A 17084-nucleotide genomic window follows, 5' to 3' on the forward strand; every position below is an offset into this window, starting at 1 on the left:
GGAGAGCGCTGCGAGGCGGCGGTCGGAGATGCCGCGGCGCCTGAATGGGTGGGGAAGTGATGAAGGAGCGCTAGGCGCCGCTCAGCCGCGTTTGCGGAAGGCGTTCGGCTTGCCGCCGGCAGCCGTTTGAAAGGAAGAAGGGCGGCTTAGCCGCCCGGGGACAGAAAGCAGGATGAGGTGCTTGGCCCCCTTGCGAGCGTACCGAAATTCAGCGAAGAAGATGATGTTATCGCGTCGGCGAACGCTACCGAAACTGGATTGGCTGCGTATTTTTACACCTCGGACATCGCTCGGGCGTTCCGCGTGATGGAGGCCCTCAAATGTGGCTTGATCGGCATCAACGAGAGCCTCGTATTCACTGAAGTCGCACCCTTCGGCGGAACAGCAATCTGGGTTCGGTCGTGAAGGATCGAACTGCGGAATTGACGAGTATCTTGAGTCGAAATACGTCTGCTTTGGAAATCTCTGACGTGACTCTGCTCGAATCAGGAATCGAGCTTGCTCATGGGAACCCCATGCCCGCAAACGCAAGCGTCGGGACATCGACGATAGTCGCTCCGCCATCCGCAACGACGACCGCGCCATTCACATAGCTCGCATCGCCGGAGGCAAGGAATGCGATCACGGACGCAACCTCGCTCGGGGCTGCGGCGCGTTCGAGCGGCACATCGCACGTAGCGAGCGCATACGCCTCATCGAGCGTCTCGATGCCGCGCAGCTCCATCAGCGCCTGCATTTCACCGTCCGCCATCTCGGTACGTACCCAGCCTGGACATACCGCATTCGTGCGCACACCGCGGCGGCCGTAGTCGCGCGCGAGCGAGCGGGCAAGCCCGATCAGCGCGTGCTTGACGGTGACATAGCCGGCTGCGTCGGGGCCGGCGGCAAGGCCAGCAATCGAACTCACGACCACGATTGCACCGCGGCTTTCAAGCAACATCGGCAGCGCTTCGCGCGTGATGACGAACGCCGTATCGAGGTTCGCCCTGCAGGCTAGGCGCCAGTCTTCGTCGGTGGTGTCGCCGATCGCGCCGAGACCAAAGCCGCCGGCGTTCGCCACGACGACGTCGAGCCGTCCATGATGCGCGATAATCCGAGCCAGTGCGTCGCGCACTTGAACCGGGTCCGCCGAATCGGCGCACAGCGCAGTCGCTCCGGTTGCGCGCGCGACTGCATCGAGCGGCGCCTTCCTCCTGCCCAGCACGTAGACGTGCGCCCCTTCGTCGCGTAGCCTTGCCGCCGTTGCTGCGCCGATGCCCGTCCCGCCACCTGTGATGAGTGCAACGCGACCGTCGAAACGCGGCTTCATTGCTGCACCTCGGTCGTGTTGAGCACCGTCGCGTAAGCGCCGACCGGAAAGTTGGCGAGTTCGCCGAAATCGTCTCCGGCGTAGCCGAGTATCTTGCCTGTCGTTTTTCCGGCATCGAGATCGATCATGATGACGCCCAACGTCGGCACGGTCTTCTCGCGCCATACGAACAGATAAAGCCCATCGCGAATCTTGCGATAGTGGCAGCGATCCGCATCGGCGAGTCCTTTCTCGATGCCGGAAACGCAATGCCACACGTACATCTCTTCGTTTAAATACACGTGCTCATAGCATTCGTGCGGGTTGTAACGGTACTGCACGCGTTTGCCGACGAGTTCGGCGGTGGCTTCGTGCGTCGGAGATTCGGCATCGAAACGACCATCGATGACGCCCGGGAATATCTGCGCGTCCACTGCGGTCAGCTCGCGATTGCGCCGCACCCGCTCGATGGCAGGAATGCTCGCGCTCGCCTCGTCCGGCAAGGTGCCGATGACGACCGTCGCGATGCCAGGTTGCAAATCGAGCACCAGACTGACCGATGTCGCCCGTACCGACGACTTGATGAAATCGACGAAGTAGATTCCGGGCCGCGGCGATGTCGCCTGGTAGGCATCGGTGCCCGACTCGCCGGTTCCTTTGACAGTCCAGGTCAACGTCTTATCGTCGATGAAGGCATGCGTGACCACGTTGAAGCCGAAATCGATATCGTACGAATGTCCGGCGAGATCGGCCACCGGCCGCAGTGCATTGCTCGACTCGGCGAAGCTCTTGCCAAGGTCGCCGACGGAAATCCAGTTGGTTTCGTTCATGTAAAACACCCTAGAAATTGAAGCTTGAACGGAGAGGTTTGTAGAAGGCCCATCAGGGGTTCTCGCCTCGATCAGTCGAAGGCAATCTCGGGAAACCCGGAGCGCACGGCGTAGCCGAAGTCCAGCACCGCAGCCGTCCCGTTGGCGGGCGAGCTGACCGGCGATGCAAGAAAGAGCACGTGGCGTGCAACGTCCTCCGGCGCCATAGCGGGAATGCCGGTCCCATCGAAGCCGCGCGCCTCGACGCCAAGGTCTCGACGCGACATCGGCGTATCGACCACACTCGGGCATACGCTATTCACACGCACGGACGGATGATCGACGCTCAGGCCTTTTGCCAGCATCAACGCAGCCGCTTTCGACGTGCAGTAAGGCGTCATGCCGGCGGTGGCGAAAAGGCTGCTATCGGATGCAACGAGCACGATAGTGCTGCCGCCGCGCGCTTCGAGATACGGCAGCGCATGTTTAGCGCTCAAGAACACGCCGCGAATATTGACCGCCATGACGCGATCCCATTCGCTCTGCTCGATATCGATGACGCGCTTGCCGACGGGGCCGGAAATACCGGCGCACGCGATCAGCGAATCGATAGCTTTGAATCGATCGACGACAGCGCCGATTGCCGCGGATACCGACCGCTCGTCGGTGACATCGGTGGGAACGACCATAAAATTCATGTCACCGAACTGGCCGATCAAAGCCTGCCCCAACTCGACGTTGGCATCGAGAACCGCGACGCGCGCACCTTCCTGAAGCGCCGCGTGCGCGCAGGCCTTGCCAATGCCCGAGGCACCGCCAGTCACAACAATGACTTTGCCGGTAAGACCGAGATTCATTCGGATGCTCCCACGGGAGCTTGCATGGCGGATTCCGCTCGAATCCCCGGCACGCGCGCCGCCCACGGCGCGGCTGTTTCGAGCTGCGCGGCAAGCGAGAACAGCAGCGCTTCGGCACCGAACGCTCCCGCGAATTGACTGCCGATCGGCAAACCGTCATCGTTCCAGTACAGAGGGACCGACATCGCCGGCTGACCGGTTGCGTTGAACCACGCGGTGAACGGTGAAAACCGATGAGAACGATCGATGACCTCGTCCAGCGTGAGTGAGTCGTCGTCGACTGCAAGTTCGGCCGGGGGCAGCGGCGGGCTCGCGAGCGTTGGCGTCAGCAACACGTCATAGCGCTCCATGAGCCGCCCGAACGTCCGCCCGAGTGCATGGATCCAATCGACGGCTGCCGCGTATTGCGCGCCCGACACCCCGCCCTTGTCGCGCACGATGATGCGCGTGCGTGCCTCGATCTCGTCGTCGTGCACGGGATAGCCGCGCTGAAGAGCGATACCCTCAAAGAGTGCCTTGGTCTGCGCACCGATGATCGCGAACACGTGATTATAAAAGGCATGCGAATCGACCGGACTATCAACCGGCTCGACGTGATGGCCGAGCGAAGTCAACAGCGTCACCGTATGCTCGAGCGCGGCGCGGCACGCGGGGGCCACCGGCCATGGCGGCGCATGGTCGATGACGGCGATGCGCAGACGTCCGGGATCGCGCCGCGTCGCAGACAGGAATGTATCGGCTTGATGTGGAGCCGCGTACGGCGCACCGACGTCGGCGCCGGCAGTGAGATCGAGCAGCGCGGCGCTGTCGCGCACCGATCGCGTAATCGCATGGTTGATGCCCATGCCGGCCCAGCCCTCGCCGACCATCGGCCCGATCGGCGTGCGGCCACGCGTAGGCTTAAGCCCGAACACACCGCAGCACGATGCAGGCACGCGCAACGAACCACCGCCGTCGTTGCCGTGAGCAAACGGAATCGCACGCGCGGCAACCAGGGCCGCAGCGGCACCGCTCGAGCCACCGGCCGTTACGCCCGGATGCCACGGATTGCGCGTCGTGCCGAAACGAGCGGACGAGGTGCAGTACGACGTTCCGAATTCCGGCGAGAGCGAGGTGCCGAAAATGGGGATGCCGGCGCGCTTGAGGCGCGCGACCAGTTCACCGTCGAAGTCCGGGAGATACTCGCCGAACAGGTGCGAACCATTCGCCATGCGTGCGCCCCGCACCGGCATGAACAAATCCTTGATCAATGTCGGTACGCCGGCAAGCACGCTTTCGCGTCCGGTAACCGATGCCGCAGCCACGCGCGCCGGCTCGTCGAGCCGTTCGGCCAGCGCATTTAGCACCGGATTCACTGCGTCCACGTTAGCCTGTGCGGCGGCGAGCAACTCCGCCGCGGTCACTTCCTTGCCGCGCACGAGTTCGGCAAGCGCAATGCCGTCATGCGTGGCGAGGAGCGTTCGAAAGTCGTTCATGGATGTTTTCGCTTATCGAGAGAATGAAGCATCGGTTCGTCACGCGTCGTCACGCGAACGCAGAGCACTCGGCAGCCATAGCAGCGCGACTACGGCCGCACCCACGGCGATCGCGACGATCGACGGCCGCAAGCCACCGAAAGCGCCCATGCCCGACAGCACGACGAGCGGGCTCACGAACTGCCCGAGGTAGAGTGCCGCGGTGAAGCCGCCCAGGCCACGACCGCGCGTGGACAGCGGCAGCTTTCGCATCAGCGGCAGGATCGAGTTGGGCACGAGCAAGCCCGCACCGAAGCCATGAATCACGACCGCGACCAGCACTGCTTTCACGGTGTGGGCATTGGCGAATAGATAAAGGCCCACCGCGAGCAGCGCGAGAAGGATAACGTTGACGAATCGGCGGCCGACGCCTTTGCGCAGGAACGGCCAGGCGATCGAACCGCCGAGCGTCGAGAGCAAGCCGACGCCGGATGCCATCCCGATCATCGTCGACGAGTGCTCGCCGATGTCGATCATCAATTGCGGCATCTGCACCGGTACGACGAACGAGCAGATCATCCCGAGGCAGACGAGCAGATAGCCGATTGCGAGCGTCGGCCCGAGCTTGACGCTCGTCGCCGATGCGCCGTCGTCGTGCGAACTCGCAGTCCGCGCAGCACGCAAGGGCTCCCACAGCACCGATGCGATCGCGGGCACCAGCAAAATCGGCAGCAGATAGAGGTAGAACGGATAGCGCCACGAATGCTCGCCCGCGGCGCCGCCGATCACGAAAAACGCGGTGCCGACGATGCCGATCGTCACGACCTGCCGGTTCACGTAGCGCACGCGTGTCTCGCCTTGCCAGTAGTCGCCGATCAGGGTCGTGCAGCACGTCATCACGCACGCTTCGGCGGCACCGAGCACGAAGCGGCACACGAGGATGGCACCGAGATCGTTCAGCAGCGCCGGCGCCGCGCCCACGAGGCCATACACGAGCGTGGCCAGCAACAGCAGCATCTTGCGGCCTACGCGATCGGCAAGCCAGCCGGCGAGCGGCGCGCACAGCGCGATCGCGAGCGCAGGGCCGGTTGCAACGAGCGGCACGAGCGCAGCCGCAGCCGGATTGCTCGGAACGAACTCGGCGGCAAGCTTTGGGAGGATCGGCGCAATCATCACCGCGCCCATGATCGTCAGGCTGCTGCCGAGAAGCAGCACCGCGCCTTGCGCGGCGCCGGGATTCGGACGATCGACGGCTGCCGCCTCGCCCATTGAGGAAAGCTGATTCATCGATTGACTCCGGTGTCAAAACGAAATGGCGGCGCGTAATGCGATCTGATAACCCTCGCTGCGGTTCTGCGCGCCGAATTCCTTGTAGGCATGCAGCCACAATGCGGGCTTGCCCGGCTCGAAGAAGCTGATCGCGGGCCCAAGCGCGTTGACGCTCGAGCGGTTGCCATCGACGTTCGGGCCGTGATCGTTGCTCAACTGACGGTAGATGTAACCGCCCACTCCGGCGGTGAATGGACCGATGTGCTGCCCGAGCGCGAACTCATCGCGAAACTCCGTCCCGCTGCGATAATCGGTGGCGTGGTTAGTCGTGTTCTGGTCGATTTCGATGCTCGTCGAGACCTCGAAGCCGCTGTTGGTGATATAGGTCGCGCCGACGATCGGCGAGAACGTCCAGTGGTTCGAACCGGGATTAAAGAGCCGCGATGCCTGATACGAGCCGGTCGGAGCCTGGACCTGGAACGCAACGTTGACGAAGAGATTGCGCGACGACCACGCGAGAATCAGCGGTTGAAAATCGGCGTCGCCGATGTTGGTCGGATCGGCGGACAGCGGGATTGTGCCGACAGGCGTCGACGCATTCAAATGCCCGTTCATGTTCAGGAACGGGACGACCGCACCGAAGCCGACATTCGCTCCGAGCAGCTTCGTATTCGTCATCCGGATATAAGCCAGGCTCCACGATGCGACGTTGAGCGCGAAGGCGTTCGGCACGCCGTTGCCATTGCCGTCCTTCAGCGTATGGGCCGAATAGAACGCAAAGCGCGTCGCCAAGGTGCCATCGGGCGTGGGCGGCGGCATGATGCCGGCGCCGAAATCGAATACGCCGAACGAGGTGGTGGGCGCCCCGTTCTCCGTGGCCTGAGCGGCCGTGCTGAAAAGGATCGCCGCGCATGCGCCAATTGCGGCGGCGGTATCGGCCGTGCGGCGTCGAACGGCCGCCCGCCGGGGTCTCCTGGTTGTCATCGTTCCCGTCTCCGTATTTATGGAATGTGTGTACGGAGTCTAAGAACGTTGAAATTTGGAGCGTTATCCGCTTTTGGCAATTATCGAGGCGGGCGCTTGAGCGTCTGCGACGGCAGCTCGCCAAAGAGCTGCCGGTAGTGGGTAGCGAACCGGCTCAGGTGCCAGAATCCCCAGCTGAACGCGAGGTCGCTGACCGTTGCAGTCCCTTCCGAGTGGCGCCTGAGCTCGCGCCGCACGGCGTTGAGTCGCAGCACGCGCAGATAGTAGGCCGGGTGCGTGCCGAGGATTTCCTCGAAGCAGTATTGCAGCTTGCGGCGGCTCGTTCCAACCGCTTGGCAGACATCGAGCACGGTGAACGGCACGTCGGGCTTTGATGTCACAAGTTCACGCACACGATCGACAACACGCCGCCGCGCGGTCTCGTCCAGGCGGATCGGGGCCTTTTCGGGATCGGCAATATGCGCGAGTTCGAGCAGCAACGTGTCATGTAATGCCTTGCGCGCATGCGGATAGGCGAACGCCGCGGTAGACGCATCCGCCGCCTCGAAACTCGCTAGCAGGAAAGCCTTTAGCGCCTCGTAATGCGCTCCGCCGAGTGTAACGAGGTAGGTCGCGCGGGCGTCCTCGCGGCCGTCGGGCGAAGCGAACGATGCGAGTTTGTCGCCCGGTACCGTCAGAATCGCTACATCGTGCTGTTCGGGCGTTCTCAGTTCGGGCTGCGATCTGCTGTTGGAGACGAGTGTCACCCGATCCCTGAGTTGTGCGCCGCCGCAATACCCCGCTCCCTCGACCTCCAACGGGATGCTGAACGATGTGGCGCGCTCTCGCACCTCACCGCGCTTCAGCAGCGCGCGGTTGACGCGCTCGCGCACCAGTTGCACGCCATCGACACGAATCTCGTGAATCTCCCCCCGAAATGGCCCCGGAGAGAGCTGATCCAGATGAAGCGACCAACCATCCATGCTCTGGGCGTGCGAATCCACATCGTCGCACTCGAAATGCCGGTTCAACGACGGCGAATCGAGCGTGCCGTCGCCGGTGGCGACAGCTGCGCCGGGTGTTGCAGACGTTGGCGTAGTGGGATTCATAGGAAAGATATCGGGTCGTCTCGCCGGCATATCCTCCAGGGATTAAGAATCCGCGCAATCGGTTCTTGCCCGGTGTTTGGCGGTGAACCGAATCACCCACCTAACGCTTGCGGAACGTGTTCGGCGTGCCGCCGGTCAGCCGTTTGAAGAAGCGTGTGAAGTAGGCGGGTTCGGAAAACCCGAGCAGATCGGCGATCTGGCTGACGTTGAGCGTTGTATAGACAAGGTTGCGCTTCGCCTCGAGCAGCAGGCGCTGATGCACGATCGACAGCGCGTTTTGACCCACGAGGCGCTGGCACACGGCATTCAGATGCACGGCCGTGATACCGAGTTGCGCCGCATAGTCGGCGATGGCGAGATGCTCTCGGTAGTGTTTTTCCACGAGCTTGGAGAATGCTTGCAGGTGCGATTGACCGCGGTCGCGCCGCTCGCCGGCGCTGGCCTGCCGCGCTTCTTGCCGTGCGACCCACACGACGAGTGCGCTGACTAGCGAGCGCAGCAGCAAATCGCGCGACGGGGCCGGGGTGGCATATTCTAGATCGAGCGTCCTACATAAGGTGTCGAGATAAGCGCGATCCTTGCCCGCCGGATGACACGCAGGGTATTGGAGGATGGGCCGCTGTGCATCGATCTGCTCCTGAAGCCAATCGACGAGCGGCGCGGCGAGCGTAATCACGAAGCCGTCGATATCGTGGCTGAAACGGAATCCATGCACGCACAGGGGCGGCACGACCTGAATCGACGGTTTTGCAATCTCCGTGTGCTCGCCTTCGATGGCGATGATCGCCGATCCCTTCTGCACATACAGAATCTGAGCGAGATCCGCGTGCCGATGCTCGCGGATCTCCCAATCGTGCAGACGGCTGCGCGCCGGAATCGATTCGCAATGCAGAAGATCGGGCGTGTGCCAATCGTGCCCCTCTCCGTACAGTTTGAAGACGGGGATGTTCTTGAGCGGCGAATAGTCCATACGATGCCCTCGCTTCCCCCGCGAGCCTTGCGCGCGGAGGTGAATCCGGCAATCTTTGAAAAGTCCTATTCTATTGCACAAACGTGCCTTCTCTGCGCGGGATGAACGTCGAAAAATACAAGCAAACGACGACACATCATCACAGGAGACATAGCCATGCAAACCCGAGTCGCGATCATCGGCGCCGGACCGTCCGGCCTGCTGCTGGGCCAACTGCTTCAGCAAGCGGGCATCGACAACGTCGTCCTCGAACGGCAAACGGGCGACTACGTGCTCGGGCGAATCCGAGCCGGCGTGCTCGAGCAAGGCACGGCCGATCTTATGCGCGAAGCCGGTGTCGGTGCGCGCATGGATGCGGAAGGGCTCGTGCATGAAGGCGTCGAACTCGCGTTCCACGGCCGGCGCGACCGCATCGATCTGAAGGCATTGACGGGCGGTTCGACCGTGATCGTCTATGGCCAAACCGAAGTCACGCGCGATCTCATGGCGGCACGCGAGGCCAGCGGCGGTACGACGATCTATGAAGCCCGCAATGTTCAATTGCACGACGTCGAAAGCAACACGCCTTACGTCACGTTCGAGAAAAACGGCGAGACGGTGACGCTCGAATGCGATTTCATCGCGGGTTGCGATGGATTCCACGGTGTGTCGCGCAAGACGATACCCGCGGACCGCCTCACGCAATACGAGCGCCTCTTTCCGTTCGGTTGGCTTGGACTGCTCTCCGATACGCCGCCAGTCAGCCACGAACTGATCTATGCCAACCATCCGCGCGGCTTCGCACTTTGCAGCCAGCGATCGACCACGCGCAGCCGGTACTACCTGCAGGTGCCGTTGACCGAGAAAGCGGAGGATTGGTCGGACGAGCGTTTTTGGGGCGAACTGAAAACGCGCTTGCCGAGCGACGTCGCCGACACGCTCGTAACGGGCGATTCACTCGAAAAAAGCGTGGCGCCGCTACGCAGCTATGTGGTCGAGCCGATGCAATACGGTCGTCTCTTTCTAGTCGGCGACGCAGCGCACATCGTCCCGCCGACCGGTGCGAAGGGGCTCAATCTTGCGGCAAGCGACGTCGGGACGCTGTATCGGATTCTTCGCGGCGTGTACGAAAACGGCCGCATCGACTGGCTCGAGAGGTATTCGTCAATCGCACTGCGCCGTGTGTGGAAAGCTGTGCGCTTCTCGTGGTTCATGACGAACCTGCTGCACGAGTTTCCGGAACGCGACGGCTTCGACAAACAGATGCAACGCATCGACTACGAGTACTACACGAGTTCGAATGCGGGACTCCGGACGATCGCCGAGAACTATGTGGGGCTGCCTCATGAGGCGATCGAGTAGGGCCGGGGCAACCTAAACATCCATATCCGCACGGCTATCGCTGAACGCATCGATACCCGCCTCCGGCCGCCCATCATGCGACAAGATCGCGGCAAACCACCGGCTGCTCTCGAATTGCGCGGTGGTGATCATGATCAACATGGTGAGCGGGGTCGCGAGCAGCGCACCCCAAACGCCCCATAGCAGCGTCCAAATACCCAGCGCCAGCAGCCCGGCGATCGGATCGATGTTCTGGCCTCTAGCCTGCAGCCTCGGCAGGATCAAGTTGTGGGCCACGATGAATATCGCTTCCAAGGCTACGAATACGGCGATCGGGTGCCACACCATCGAAAATTGCGCGAATGCCGAAAGCGCTGGCAACGCGCTGGCGATCAGCGGGCCGACGACGGGGATGAACGCAAGGATGAAAGCCATCGCGCCCCAGAACGCCGTGCCTTTCACTCCGAAGGAGTAGCATGCCCCGGCAACGGCGATCCCGATCGTCCCGTTGATCGCGAACTGCACGTTCAAGTAGCTCTGGATACTGCTTGTAATGTGGATGATGGTCGCTCGCTGCCTCGCCGCTCGCGCCGCGTGACGGGCGAGAATTTCGATCTTTGGATTGTCCTCCGCGTTGGGCACGGCCAGCATGAAGGTCGCTATGAGCAGGGTCAACGATATGATCTCGATCGGCTCATTGACGCCCGAAGCCAACCACTGAACGAGGCCCGACGCGTCGATGTGGCCGACGGCCCTGCTGAAAAATTTTGCGCCTCTCATGCCGGTCGCGTGCGCGATTCGCAGAGACTCGGTATCGAGCCGAGAAACGATGACGGGGACTTGACGAATCACCGAGCTGACGCCTTCCGCGAGGACATAACAGATCACCACGATGACTGCCACCATCAGGGTGCCGATCCCCAACCGCACCGCCCATAGGGGCGCTTTGGGCAGCATCCGCGCAGTCGATTTGACAACGGCATCGCCCCATATTCGCAGCAATGCCGCAAGGAAGAACGGCACCAGCACGGGTTGGAGATAGTGCACAAGGGCCATGCCGGCCGCAATGCCGGTGATGGTGGTTGCCACCGCGGACGGTGAAGTTGTATTGGCCATTGTCGGAAGCGCTTTTCGATCGCTGCGATCATACCGCGAGCGCAATAGCCCTGCCTGCAGCCGCCCGCCATGGGACTCCCTTCCATGGCGAGTTCGGCCTCCTCGATGCGGGTCACGCCAGCCCGGGTCGATGCCGTGGCTGGACCGACTCCAGTTCGAGCGCGTTCCCAACCAGCTCGTCGATCGTCCCGTCATGCCGAAATCCGGCTTCTACCGCTCGATGGTCGATCAACGGAGGTTGCCGGCCGAAGACCCGCTCGATCCAATCGAGCGGCGCATAGTCGAGCTCGAACGAACCGAAGCGCCGTACCAACGCATCGACGATCTCCTCCACGGACAGATGGAGAACCGGAGGTGTCCAGACTCGGCCCGCATGCAAGCCTTCTTGAGACAAGCGTGCGGCGTGCAGCAGATTATCGATGCAACGTCCGCGCGACATCCACCATGCGGTCGCCGATGGCGAGACGGGGCACGTATAGGCCTGACCTTGCCGTGCCATGCGAAAGATCTGGCTCATAAAGGCGGAGCCATGGCCTGAGGAGCGTTCGGGACGCGCCACGATTCCCGGCAGGCGCAACGAACGGCCATCCAGCTTGCCGCGCCGCGTCCAGTCCGCAAGAACCAATTCGCCGATCAGCTTGTGCGTGCCATAGCTGATCGTCGGCCGCGCCGCGGTGTGCTCGTCCATCGTCGCCGGCAACGAATCGCCGTAAACCGCAACGCTGCTGGCAAAAACGACGCGTGCGGCACGCCCGTGCTCCGTTGCTTGCTTGGCGAGGCGCTCGAACAGCGCCAGCGTACCCCACATATTCACTCGATCGCCTTCGGCGGGTTCGGTTTCCGCCTGCGCACCGGGCATGCTGGCCAGATGGAAGACGACGTCGACGGTCTTCGACAGCAACGGCTCGAGGATCTCGGGGCGACTGAAATCGCCGGCAAGCTCGGTCATGCGAACGTCGCCGTGCGGCGCACCCGAGCGCAGGCCGCCGAATTGCCGGTCCACCAGCAGTAGCTCCGATACATCGCCAGCGCGGGTGATACCGTCACGCAGCAACCGCGCGACGAGCGCAGTCCCGACGAATCCGTCGGCTCCGGTCACCAGCACTCTCATGACTGCGGCTCCTCCGCGCCCGCGCGCGGTGCAAGCACGACACGCTGATCGATCGTGCCGAACGGCGCGTGGCCCACATCGTCGCGAGCCGTCATCCTGACGCGATCGCCGAAGCGCATGAAGCTCGTGCGCGCACTCCCCTCGTCAATCATCTCGATCACACGACGCTCGGCGATGCATGCCGAGCCTGCATCGCGGCTGACGTTGGACACCGTTCCGGATCCGACGATCGTCCCCGCGGAAAGCCTGCGCGTACGCGCTGCATGGGCGATGAGCTCACCGAAACCGAAATTCATCTCGCGGCCATGCGGATGACCGAACCAGCGATCGTTCCACTCGACGTGCAGACTCAAATGAACACGGCCGTCGCGCCAGTGCTCGCCGAGTTCGTCAGGCGTGACGGCGACCGCGGCGAAACTCGTGGAAGGCTTGGCCTGTAGAAACCCAAAACCAGTCTTCATCTCGCGCGGACCGAATGCGCGCAAGCTCCAGTCGTTCAGTTGCACGATCAAGCGAATGCGCTGCACCGCTTCGGAAGCCGATATGCCCATCGGCACGTGCCCCACGATCACACCGAATTCGCCTTCGAAGTCGATGCCGTCGGCCTCGTCGGGCATGGGCACGTCGCTGGCCGGGCCTAGGAAATCGTCGCTCGCGCCTTGATACATGACGGGCACCGTATCGAACTCGGGAATCGGCGGCGTATTGAACGCCTGTTCCATCAAGCGGCCGTGGTTGAGAAACGCCGAGGCATCGCACCACTGCGGGCTTCGCGGCAACGGTGCAGCGCACGCAGACGGCTCGAACGGTCGCGCCTCGGGCACGCGGCCGGCGTTCAGTGCGTCGTAACGCGCCTGCAGGCTGGGGGCGACTTCGTCCCAGCGTTCGAGCGCATCGAGCAAAGTGCAGGCGATCGGCGAAGCGCCGGCGGCATGACGCAGATCGCGCGACACGATCAGTAATTGGTTTTGCGCACCGCCATCGGACAGTGTAGCGAATTTCATCGTGCGGCTCCCAGTGCAGGCCGTGCAGGCTGCACAGTCGCCGCGAGTGCGGCCGCGATTGCCGGATCGTAGATACCGTCGATTAGGACGAACAGCATTCGGCATGGGCGGCCCGAGCGATTCGCCCAGGCATGATTAGTCCCACGCTGAATCACCACACTGCCCGGTGCTAGCGCGACTTCGGCGTCGTCGAGAATCAACGTCATTTCGCCGTCGATCACCACGCCATAGTCGACCGACTCCGTGCGATGCATCAGCGGATGCGGCGAATCGGCCTTCACCGTCGATGCATCGGCGTCGCCGACCTCGCTGAACGCCGCGTGCATCTTCGTCGAACCATGCGAGAGAAATTCCGGCGTGTCCGGCGGAATGTCGACGAAGCGCATCCGCGTGCCTTGCTTCGGCGGCGGCAGCATCAGCGCCGCGGTCGTGGGGTCGGGCGCGTTGTTCACGGCAGCCGGCGTCCCCGACGTACTCCACACTTCGTGGAATACCGTGCCCGGAATCGCTGCAATTTCGACCACCGTCGGCAGCGGGCCATCGGATGCAACGACTGCGCGACCCTCCGCATCGTGGCCGGTCACCACACGACGTATCACCGGAAAGCTCATGCCGCCACCTCTGTGTCGTTTGCATCGAAGATCGCAACGGCGCGCGTCCACCCGGCCGAGGCACCCCGAATCTTGTGCGGAAAACAACTGATCATGAAGCCGGCCGGCGGCAACGCTTCGAGGTTGTGCAGCTTCTCCAAGTGGCAATAGCCGATGTCACGCCCCGCCTTGTGCCCTTCCCAGATCAGCGACGTATCGCCTGTCTCGGCAATCTTCTTCGCCGTGTACGAAAACGGCGCATCCCAACTCCAGGCATCGGTGCCGGTCAGCCGCACGCCGCGCTCCAGCAGAGACATGGTCGCCTCGTAGCCCATGCCGCAGCCCGCGTTGACATAGTCGCCATGTCCGTAGCGCGAGCCGGCCCGAGTATTCACGACGACGATATCGAGCGGCTGCAACTTATGGCCGATGCGCGCCAATTCGGCCTCGACATCGGCGGCGGTGGCGACATAGCCATCGGGGAAGTGCCGGAAATCGAGCTTCACGCCCGGCTGGAAGCACCATTCGAGCGGCACTTGATCGATCGTGATGGAAGGCCTTGCCTCGCCTAGGCTCGCATCCATCGTCGAATGAAAATGCCAGGGGGCATCCAGGTGCGTCCCGCTGTGAGTTGTCAACGTGACCCACTCGGCGGCGGCCGCTTCTCCGTCCGGATAGTCTTCGGCCTTCGTGCCCGGCAGCATCGCCATGAATTCAGGCAGCGTGTCGCCGTGCTTCTGATAGGTGATCTTCGGCGCGAGCGGCGGCGGATCGGAAAGGACATCGTTCTCGAGATAGATCGAGAGATCGACGAATCGGCGAATGGGCTTCAAGCTTGGACTCCTGACAAAGACGGGCGGCGTTCGAGGCGCGAGAAGCAGAACACGGCCGCAACGGTGATCAGCACCGCCGCTACCCCGAGGCTGCCGTAGCCCGACTGCTTGATCAGCGTGCCGCCGAGCACGGGGCCGATCGCGGCGCCCGTCATCAGCATGGCAGGGGTCGCGGCAACGGCGCGGCCGGTTCGGTCGATGCGGGCCAGCATGCCGAACGCAAAGGTATGCGTGAAGATCATGACCGCGGCGAAGACCGCAGTGGCTGCCGCATACGGCACGAACGTCGCGCTTTGCGTGATGATCAGGGCGAGGACGGCCTGCACGACAGGCCCCGCTTGCACGACCCGGCGGCCCGCAATCCGCGTTTCGAGCAGCCCCGCGACGGGCGCGGGAAACAGGTTGACGAAGCCGAGTGCAATCAGCGTCGCCGTCACGGCGTTGAAGCCGAATCCACGGTCGAGACCAATGCGCTGAACAAAGCTGAACAACATCGCCTGGGTCAGCGCAATGCAGCTGACGCCAACCATGCCGAACCATACGGTGCGCTCGAAGCGCGGCTCGTCGGTTTTCGCCGTGCTGCGCCGCATGCGAAGCGACGGAAACGCGAGCGCACATGCCACCGTCGCGACGCCCATGACGCCTGCGAACACGCGGAACAGCGTCGGGCCGCCATGCGCCGCGATCAGCCCCGGTGTCGCACCGAGAAACGCGATGGCGAAGATGCCGAGCGCAAGGCCTGCGATCGCGAACAGGCGATGCGGATTGCGGCTGCGTCCGATCGTGCCGTGCGTGAAGCTCAAGGCGCATCCGACGGCAAGGCCCGCGACGGCATGCAGCACGGCCATGGCCGGATAGCCGCCGATCGACGCGACACCGAGAAACGCGAGCGTCGCGATACCGAAGCCGATCGTCGCCATCATACGCGCCGGCAGGCGATTCAAGCGCGGCGAAAAAAACAGGCTGCTCAGGACGGCACCGACGAGAAACAGCGTGGCGAGCAAGCCTGCTTGCTGCGGATCGAGCCGATACGAGCCGATCAACGTGCCGACCCAAACGGGCAATGCGACCAGATCGACCATGCCCGCGCAATGCGCGATCATCAGCGCGCCGGTGCCGAGCGTGCCGAGCCGTGCGGCGGAGTCGGATTCTGCCGCCAAATCGCGAGACGCCGAGGCGGTAGGAGAAAGATCCGTCTTCATCGTGCCTCCGCTCGGTCAGATGGGCTGCGCGAGGCGCATGTGCGTCTCATGCATGATCCGCTGATGCTCCGCTTTGTCGCCGCCGGCGATCTCGATGTCGCCGAGACGCCCGGAGTTTTCAACGACCATGCGGCAGCGTTCCCAGCGGCGTGCCTGAAACGCTTGCAACGCGCCCTCCACCGTCGGGTTACGCCCCAGCTCCTCGGCGAGAACGATCGCATCTTCGATCCCGATGCCCGCACCGGCCGCCATATGCGGCGTGGTCGCGTGCACTGCATCGCCGATCAGCACCACGCGTGAGTTGAACCAAGGCTGCGGCAGCAGCAAGCTTTCGAGCGGACGATAGTTGCACTGCGATTGCGGTCCGAACTGCGCGCGGATCGATTGAAGCAGCGGCACACCGAACGGCTCCAGCAGATCCGACAGCATCTGCGGCCACACGGCGGGATCGATGTGCTCGTTCGTCGGCCTATCCTCGGTGACGAAGAGATACATCTCCTCCTGCGAGACGGGATTGACCCCGGCCTTGACTTTCTGCCCGAGCCACATCGTCGCGCAGACGATGTCCGCGGGCCGCGGCACCACAGCACGCCACACGCCTTGACCGGTATAGCGCGGCTTCGGTGCGCCGGGGAATACGGCTTCGCGCACTTTCGAATAGAGACCGTCCGCGCCGATCGCGAGGTCGTAGCGGCCTCGCATGCCATCCGTGAATGCCACGTGAACTTGGTCATCGCGCTGCTCGATCCCTGAGAACGTGCAGCCCAGCCGCACGCGCACACCGGCCGCCCGCGTCGCCTTGGCGAGAATGTCCGCCAGCACCGGGCGCATGATCGCTCCGCCTCCGGGGACATCGTCGCCGGCCACGCGCGGCGTCGGCAGTGTGCCGATCGGGTGGCCGCCCGCAGTGAACAGATTCACGCCGTCGCCGCCGTAGCCCCGCTCGAAGAAGGCATCGAGCACGCCGACCGTGCGCAGCGCGCGCAGCGTCGGGCCGCCGATGCTGATGCCCGCGCCATACGAGCGCCAGCCTTGGTCGATCTCGACTAGGTCGACCGTGAGGCCAAGTTTCGCGCATTGGATCGCCGTCGCCATGCCGGAGAAACCTCCGCCGATGACGAGGACATGTTGAACAGGGGCGGTCATTTGGGTGTCTCCTTGTTACATCCGGTTCTGGTTCTGGTGTACG

17 protein-coding genes are annotated in these 17084 nt (G+C 63.3%); 2 read left to right on the forward strand and 15 right to left on the reverse strand.

Going from position 1 to position 17084, the window contains the following annotated elements:
* Window positions 1-177: 177 nt before the first annotated feature.
* The gene (locus DWV00_RS11105; RefSeq protein WP_245964824.1) at window positions 178-405 is read left to right on the forward strand and encodes an aldehyde dehydrogenase family protein; all 228 of its coding nucleotides are present in this window, start codon (window positions 178-180) and stop codon (window positions 403-405) included.
* Between the two features lie 97 nt (window positions 406-502).
* Here the strand turns inward: DWV00_RS11105 and DWV00_RS11110 are convergent, their stop codons facing one another.
* The 8 genes from DWV00_RS11110 to DWV00_RS11145 form a co-directional block, all read right to left on the reverse strand.
* A complete protein-coding gene (locus DWV00_RS11110) occupies window positions 503-1309 on the reverse strand; it encodes an SDR family NAD(P)-dependent oxidoreductase (protein WP_115533625.1) in 807 nt (268 codons plus the stop codon).
* Entirely contained in the window at window positions 1306-2118 is an 813-nt protein-coding gene (locus DWV00_RS11115; protein ID WP_115533626.1) for a molybdenum cofactor biosynthesis F family protein, read from the reverse strand. The genes DWV00_RS11110 and DWV00_RS11115 overlap by 4 nt, the downstream gene beginning before the upstream one ends.
* Before the next feature lie 71 nt (window positions 2119-2189).
* Window positions 2190-2954: an SDR family NAD(P)-dependent oxidoreductase gene (locus DWV00_RS11120; RefSeq protein WP_115533627.1), complete on the reverse strand. Its 765-nt coding sequence runs from the start codon at window positions 2952-2954 to the stop codon at window positions 2190-2192.
* Window positions 2951-4429 (reverse strand): amidase, encoded by a 1479-nt coding sequence (locus DWV00_RS11125; RefSeq protein WP_115533628.1) that lies wholly within the window; start codon window positions 4427-4429, stop codon window positions 2951-2953. The genes DWV00_RS11120 and DWV00_RS11125 overlap by 4 nt, the downstream gene beginning before the upstream one ends.
* 39 nt (window positions 4430-4468) lie before the next feature.
* On the reverse strand, window positions 4469-5695 hold the full coding sequence (locus DWV00_RS11130) for an MFS transporter (RefSeq protein ID WP_115533629.1): 1227 nt from the start codon (window positions 5693-5695) through the stop codon (window positions 4469-4471).
* Window positions 5696-5710: 15 nt separating this feature from the next.
* Window positions 5711-6661, reverse strand: a complete 951-nt coding sequence (locus DWV00_RS11135; RefSeq protein WP_115533630.1) for a SphA family protein — start codon at window positions 6659-6661, stop codon at window positions 5711-5713.
* 80 nt (window positions 6662-6741) lie between these two features.
* Window positions 6742-7749 carry a helix-turn-helix domain-containing protein gene (locus DWV00_RS11140; protein WP_115533631.1) on the reverse strand — a complete coding sequence of 336 codons (1008 nt, stop codon included), beginning with the start codon at window positions 7747-7749 and terminating at the stop codon, window positions 6742-6744.
* A 100-nt stretch (window positions 7750-7849) separates the two neighbouring features.
* On the reverse strand, window positions 7850-8719 hold the full coding sequence (locus DWV00_RS11145) for a helix-turn-helix domain-containing protein (protein ID WP_115533632.1): 870 nt from the start codon (window positions 8717-8719) through the stop codon (window positions 7850-7852).
* Between the two features lie 156 nt (window positions 8720-8875).
* On the opposite strand from DWV00_RS11145, the gene pobA reads away from it, so the two are divergent.
* Window positions 8876-10060: a 4-hydroxybenzoate 3-monooxygenase gene (gene pobA, locus DWV00_RS11150; RefSeq protein WP_115533633.1), complete on the forward strand. Its 1185-nt coding sequence runs from the start codon at window positions 8876-8878 to the stop codon at window positions 10058-10060.
* 12 nt (window positions 10061-10072) lie between these two features.
* On the opposite strand, the gene DWV00_RS11155 is transcribed toward pobA, so the two are convergent.
* From DWV00_RS11155 to DWV00_RS11185, 7 genes are read right to left on the reverse strand one after another with little or no spacing between them, the layout of a single operon-like run.
* A complete protein-coding gene (locus DWV00_RS11155; RefSeq protein WP_115533634.1) occupies window positions 10073-11350 on the reverse strand; it encodes an AI-2E family transporter in 1278 nt (425 codons plus the stop codon).
* Entirely contained in the window at window positions 11268-12266 is a 999-nt protein-coding gene (locus DWV00_RS11160) for an NAD-dependent epimerase/dehydratase family protein (RefSeq protein ID WP_115533635.1), read from the reverse strand. The genes DWV00_RS11155 and DWV00_RS11160 overlap by 83 nt, the downstream gene beginning before the upstream one ends.
* On the reverse strand, window positions 12263-13270 hold the full coding sequence (locus DWV00_RS11165) for a fumarylacetoacetate hydrolase family protein (RefSeq protein ID WP_115533636.1): 1008 nt from the start codon (window positions 13268-13270) through the stop codon (window positions 12263-12265). Before DWV00_RS11165 ends, DWV00_RS11160 begins: the two co-directional genes overlap by 4 nt.
* Window positions 13267-13881 carry a cupin domain-containing protein gene (locus tag DWV00_RS11170; RefSeq protein ID WP_115533637.1) on the reverse strand — a complete coding sequence of 205 codons (615 nt, stop codon included), beginning with the start codon at window positions 13879-13881 and terminating at the stop codon, window positions 13267-13269. Before DWV00_RS11170 ends, DWV00_RS11165 begins: the two co-directional genes overlap by 4 nt.
* Complete coding sequence (locus DWV00_RS11175) at window positions 13878-14693, reverse strand: cyclase family protein (RefSeq protein WP_115533638.1); 816 nt, start codon at window positions 14691-14693, stop codon at window positions 13878-13880. The genes DWV00_RS11170 and DWV00_RS11175 overlap by 4 nt, the downstream gene beginning before the upstream one ends.
* A complete protein-coding gene (locus DWV00_RS11180) occupies window positions 14690-15895 on the reverse strand; it encodes an MFS transporter (protein ID WP_115533639.1) in 1206 nt (401 codons plus the stop codon). Before DWV00_RS11180 ends, DWV00_RS11175 begins: the two co-directional genes overlap by 4 nt.
* A 15-nt stretch (window positions 15896-15910) precedes the next feature.
* Window positions 15911-17041 carry an FAD-dependent oxidoreductase gene (locus DWV00_RS11185; protein WP_115533640.1) on the reverse strand — a complete coding sequence of 377 codons (1131 nt, stop codon included), beginning with the start codon at window positions 17039-17041 and terminating at the stop codon, window positions 15911-15913.
* Between the last annotated feature and the right edge of the window lie 43 nt (window positions 17042-17084).

It is taken from the genome of Trinickia dinghuensis (genome assembly GCF_003367175.1).
Lineage (GTDB): Bacteria > Pseudomonadota > Gammaproteobacteria > Burkholderiales > Burkholderiaceae > Trinickia > Trinickia dinghuensis.

What these genes read in the sequence shown, in the direction of transcription:
- pobA (WP_115533633.1), top strand. Translation starts at nt 8,876, where the DNA reads ATGCAAACCCGAGTCGCGATCATCGGCGCCGGACCGTCCGGCCTGCTG.
- DWV00_RS11185 (WP_115533640.1), bottom strand. Translation starts at nt 17,041, where the DNA reads ATGACCGCCCCTGTTCAACATGTCCTCGTCATCGGCGGAGGTTTCTCC.
- DWV00_RS11120 (WP_115533627.1), bottom strand. Translation starts at nt 2,954, where the DNA reads ATGAATCTCGGTCTTACCGGCAAAGTCATTGTTGTGACTGGCGGTGCC.
- DWV00_RS11135 (WP_115533630.1), bottom strand. Translation starts at nt 6,661, where the DNA reads ATGACAACCAGGAGACCCCGGCGGGCGGCCGTTCGACGCCGCACGGCC.
- DWV00_RS11170 (WP_115533637.1), bottom strand. Translation starts at nt 13,881, where the DNA reads ATGAGCTTTCCGGTGATACGTCGTGTGGTGACCGGCCACGATGCGGAG.
- DWV00_RS11145 (WP_115533632.1), bottom strand. Translation starts at nt 8,719, where the DNA reads ATGGACTATTCGCCGCTCAAGAACATCCCCGTCTTCAAACTGTACGGA.
- DWV00_RS11110 (WP_115533625.1), bottom strand. Translation starts at nt 1,309, where the DNA reads ATGAAGCCGCGTTTCGACGGTCGCGTTGCACTCATCACAGGTGGCGGG.
- DWV00_RS11180 (WP_115533639.1), bottom strand. Translation starts at nt 15,895, where the DNA reads ATGAAGACGGATCTTTCTCCTACCGCCTCGGCGTCTCGCGATTTGGCG.
- DWV00_RS11140 (WP_115533631.1), bottom strand. Translation starts at nt 7,749, where the DNA reads ATGAATCCCACTACGCCAACGTCTGCAACACCCGGCGCAGCTGTCGCC.
- DWV00_RS11125 (WP_115533628.1), bottom strand. Translation starts at nt 4,429, where the DNA reads ATGAACGACTTTCGAACGCTCCTCGCCACGCATGACGGCATTGCGCTT.
- DWV00_RS11160 (WP_115533635.1), bottom strand. Translation starts at nt 12,266, where the DNA reads ATGAGAGTGCTGGTGACCGGAGCCGACGGATTCGTCGGGACTGCGCTC.
- DWV00_RS11115 (WP_115533626.1), bottom strand. Translation starts at nt 2,118, where the DNA reads ATGAACGAAACCAACTGGATTTCCGTCGGCGACCTTGGCAAGAGCTTC.
- DWV00_RS11155 (WP_115533634.1), bottom strand. Translation starts at nt 11,350, where the DNA reads ATGACGGGACGATCGACGAGCTGGTTGGGAACGCGCTCGAACTGGAGT.
- DWV00_RS11130 (WP_115533629.1), bottom strand. Translation starts at nt 5,695, where the DNA reads ATGAATCAGCTTTCCTCAATGGGCGAGGCGGCAGCCGTCGATCGTCCG.
- DWV00_RS11165 (WP_115533636.1), bottom strand. Translation starts at nt 13,270, where the DNA reads ATGAAATTCGCTACACTGTCCGATGGCGGTGCGCAAAACCAATTACTG.